At 25.3% G+C, this 4,290-nt stretch carries 6 protein-coding genes; 1 reads left to right on the top strand and 5 read right to left on the bottom strand.

The features are described 5' to 3' along the window. Window positions 1–1,019 (bottom strand): plasmid maintenance protein (locus HNP68_RS06075; RefSeq protein ID WP_183221465.1); only part of this gene is annotated, 1,019 nt, incomplete at its 3' end. A gap of 404 nt (window positions 1,020–1,423) precedes the next feature. On the opposite strand from HNP68_RS06075, the gene HNP68_RS06070 reads away from it, so the two are divergent. After that, entirely contained in the window at window positions 1,424–2,407 is a 984-nt protein-coding gene (locus HNP68_RS06070; RefSeq protein ID WP_183221463.1) for an ERF family protein, read from the top strand. Window positions 2,408–2,448: 41 nt separating this feature from the next. Here HNP68_RS06070 and HNP68_RS06065 read toward each other — a convergent pair whose 3' ends face one another. From HNP68_RS06065 to HNP68_RS06050, 4 genes are all read right to left on the bottom strand, one after another. After that, on the bottom strand, window positions 2,449–2,946 hold the full coding sequence (locus HNP68_RS06065; RefSeq protein WP_183221461.1) for an Mlp family lipoprotein: 498 nt from the start codon (window positions 2,944–2,946) through the stop codon (window positions 2,449–2,451). A gap of 184 nt (window positions 2,947–3,130) precedes the next feature. After that, a complete protein-coding gene (bdr, locus tag HNP68_RS06060) occupies window positions 3,131–3,598 on the bottom strand; it encodes a Bdr family repetitive protein (protein ID WP_183221460.1) in 468 nt (155 codons plus the stop codon). Window positions 3,599–3,692: 94 nt separating this feature from the next. Beyond that, window positions 3,693–4,010, bottom strand: coding sequence for a hypothetical protein (locus tag HNP68_RS06055; protein ID WP_183221458.1), 318 nt, complete (start codon window positions 4,008–4,010; stop codon window positions 3,693–3,695). Window positions 4,011–4,157: 147 nt separating this feature from the next. After that, window positions 4,158–4,290: BBA14 family lipoprotein (locus HNP68_RS06050; protein ID WP_420703297.1), on the bottom strand; the 133-nt coding region annotated here is incomplete at its 5' end.

The following is a 4,290-nucleotide window of genomic DNA, read 5'->3' as shown; positions in this document are numbered from 1 at the left end:
TTATTATATTCTAATTTCTTTTTGCTATTCAAATAGTTTTTTATAATTGGTTTTAACACTTCAATTTCTGCTTTGTTTTTTAGTCGATCAATAAGAATATTGAAAATGTTTGTCCTTATATGTTCGTAATTTTTTTGTGGATTTTCTTTTTTCAATTCAATCGATTTTTCTAATTTACGCTTTATTTTGCTTAAATCATTGTATTTTTGATATTCAATGATAAAATGCGGCTTATTTTTATAGTTTTCATATATTTTTTTAAATTCTGTTTCCAATTGTTTAGCATTGTATCCGTTTTTTTCTAATTGTTTTTTGGTATTTTCTAGAATTTCTTTCAGGTTGTTTTGCTTTTCCTTAAAACAGGATTTATTTGAAAAAATTTTCTTATTTTTTGTTAATTCAATTTCATATCTTTTTATGGCTTTAAGTACTTTAATCAAAGTATCTTTATCAATATTTAAATTCAATAAGAGAAAGAGAGATTTTTTAGATAAAAAGTTACATTTATTGAAGTATTTTATTATTTGGAATTTTTTTATTGGATTATCTTCCTCTTTTTTTTCTTCTTTTATATTATTATTTGTATTACTTAAACATACCTCCAAATTTACACTCCCCTCTAAAGGAAATTTGTCTTTAAAGTGGTTATTAACCCTTTTCTGAAATCTTGTTTCTTTTTTTTCTTTAAAGAATTGGTTAATCTTTTGATAACACTCTTTTTTTGAATAATTAAGTTTATAGTAAATTTCAGTCCCACAATTTACTCCCAAGTGTTTATAGTAATTAGTTGTGACTTTTATTTCTTTTTCTAATTTGTAAAGATATTTTTGCAGTGTTTTTAGTTTAACGGGTTTTTGACCATTGCGTTTTAGATTTTTATTATAGTAATATAGTATGTTTTGTTGTGTATATTTCTTATGAGTTTTGTTTACGTATTCTAGTGTTGAGATAAGAACAATTAATTTATGTGGTTGTTTGTTTTTACAATTTGGACTGTTTTTATTGGTTGATAATGACATAATCGTCATCCTCCTATTTTATAGATATAAATAATTATAAATAATATAATGCATAATTTTGATTTAAAAGTAAATACTTTTCTAAAAAATATTAAATTAAATTATTAATTTCATTAATTAAATATACTTTCATAATTTAATAAAAATAAATTGATTTTAATTTTAAGTTGAGTTACACTACAAATAGCGTAGTTGTTTAATGATTGACATTGGCACCTACCTATTTATAGATAATTTGCAAAAAATAATAAGATAAATAGTCTAGTGGGGTCTTAGCGAGATTCTTTGTAAAGAGAGTTTGGTTAAGTCCCACTATTTTTTTGCAAAAATTTTTGTTAAAAAGTTGGCAAAAATAGTTTTTGCTATATAATTATTTATATCTATAAAATAGGAGGTTGACGATTATGTCACACATAGAAAAAAATCAAAATATCCAAAATAATATGCAAGCAGAAATTAAATTCTTAAACGATATGGATACCCTAATTATGAATTTACCAGGTATTGACAAAAGTCTTCCGGGACATAAGTATAAGTATCAAGATTTCAATGATATAGTAGAAGAAATTAAAAATGTTATTAAAAAGCACAATTTAGATCTTATGTTTAGGCAATTTCCAACTTTTACAGTTGCAGAGGGTCAAGTTATAGAAGTTATTAGGACCACATTTTACAGTAAAAGTACTGGCTATCGGGAGTCTTTTGATACGCGAATTCATATAGATGCGTCTAAAAATATGAATTCAATACCACAACAAGTTGGTTCAGCTATTACTTATTTTAAAAGGTATGCTTTAGTTGCATGTCTTAACATAAGAAGTGAAGTGGATACTGATGCAGCGCCTATTTACAATAATAGTTATGAAAATGAAAATCATACGCCTAATAAGCAAATTAGTTTTAATCAAAAGCAAGAACAAAAAAAAGAGATTAATCAAGAACAAAAGCAAAAAAATAACACTATTCAAAACCAAAAAAGAGATATTAAGCAAGAACAAAAAAAAGATAGATTTTATTACTACAGTATTTTTAAAGACGCTTTATCTAATATAAAAGATTGGGTAAATAGCCCTACAACAAAAGATAATATAAACTCAATTATTCAAAAAATAAGTTTTATTCAAAATATAGACCCCAATAATATTGATGGTATCAAGAAAATTGAAGCGGCTTTAATAAAACATTTTGAACAGAATGTTGAGTTCAAGAGCATAAAGTATTGGGCGGAGCTTATAAAAGAATATTTCAAAAAAAATAATAGATTAAAGGATTTAAAAGATTTTGAAAGGTTTATGTCATTTAAGCAGCCTATTTATGGCGCTAGTCCGTTAATATTCTTTGGAGCGTTAAAAGAAGATAAACAATTTGATTATATATTTGCAGCATAGCAATGTGTTTAGTAAAGCCCCCAAATAAGGGGGCTGTTATATTACGGAAGAATATCGCATAAACTAATTGCTTGTTCTGGAAATTTATCTATATCTCCATCGCTAAGTGCCCCTTTAACCATCTCTTTAAAAACGCTTTCTCGTTGAGCAGCAGTTTTTTTCCCCTTACATTTATCAAGTTCAGTTTTTATATGGTCAAGTGCCGTTTTTATTTTGGATACATCATATTGTAAAAATGTATCAAATTCTCCAGGATCAGTTAAAGCGGTTTTTAACCAGTCAAGATGTATTTTCTGATCTTCAGATAGTTTTTCTTTAAGTAATTCTTCAGGAGATTTAGGTATTTCTTTAGGTAATTCTTCAGAAGATTTAGGTATTACTTGTTGTCGTTCTATTTGGCCTGAATCATGTTTTTCCTCATTTTTAGCTTGCTGTAACTTAGTAAGTTTATTCTTGTTCTTGAGAGTGTCGTGATCATTGGAATTACAGCTGTTTAGTATAATCAAAAACAAACACAATAATGTATTAATAATTTTCATTTTTTCCCCTTTTCTTATCTTCAGTACAATACATTAGGTAATAATAAAATTTCTTCTTATAAATATAGATCCTATTTTTTTAATATTACTAATTTATAAGGGTTAAAAAAGAGTGTTTAATAATTTCTGTTTTAAGGGGAGCATTTAAAAATGATAAATTATGTGTCTAAGATTTTTGTAATTTCTATTTGAAAAACCTAGTAATTAGCGATATAACAACTGTTGTTATGATAGATATAGCTATAGGGACTACTACTATTGCTGCAATAGTTATTATTCTATTACTCACCTTGAGTTTTTCTGATAATAATTGATTGTTAATTTCCATTTTTTCTAATAATAATTGATTATTAGTTTGCATATCTTTTTTAAGATCTTGTGCCAAATTATCTATCTTAGTATTTAAATTCTTTTCTACAGTATCAATCTTTGTATTGAGTTCACTTTTTACAGTATCAATCTTAAATTCAAGATTTTCAAACTTTATCCCAAATTGTTTCTCTAAATTTTCTAAATCTCTATATGTAAGGTTATTGTGATAATATCTTTTAGATAAATCTTGTGCTATTAGTTGTTCCATTCCCAATCTTATAAACTCATTATATATTTGTTCTTCAGTTATACTTGCAGTGTTTTTTAGCACAGTTCTCATAATATTGTTCCTCTATGGTCTATTATACACTAAAATAGTACAATTGCATCGTAGGGGGGTAAAAACTCCCCCCTAGTATAATAAAAACTATAAATTATTTTTTCTTTTCTTTGTATACTACGATTAATCCGAAACCCATTAAATGATTTAGTGACTTAACTTCAACAATATTTTCGGCTCCTATTTGGTTAATAAAATATTCTAAACCTATTCCTATAATTTCAAATAGAGTTTTGTTTTTATCTTCTTTTTTTACAGGAAAGTTGATGTTAAGCTTATGGTTATCGCCACCTTCATCTAAAGCGATTAAAGTTTTAACTTTTATAATTTCATCTTTTTTAATTTCATAAGAAATTAAATTACTAACACTGATAATAAACATAAATAACATTAATAAATTAATTTTTTGCATATTGCACTCCTTAATAAATAGAATATTAGCAAGTTTATATCTTTATGAAGATTTATTCTAAAATATGAAATTCATTTAAATATAGCAGCAATAAACGATTTTTAAGATTATAAAGAAGTTTTCTTGCAAGAAAAACCTTTTTGTAATTTACATTTTTAATTGGGAATATTTATTATAGACTTTTGTTGCTATAGGTTTTGTTCTTTCTATATATTCTAAAAGTAGTTTGATATTGTGTTTTATTGAAGTTATTGAGTGTTCGTCTTTTAGTGTTGATAAA

Source organism: Borreliella yangtzensis, from assembly GCF_014201775.1.
Lineage (GTDB): Bacteria > Spirochaetota > Spirochaetia > Borreliales > Borreliaceae > Borreliella > Borreliella yangtzensis.
Note: the sequence above shows the minus strand (reverse complement) of the source record. Positions and strands in the feature narration are given on the sequence as shown.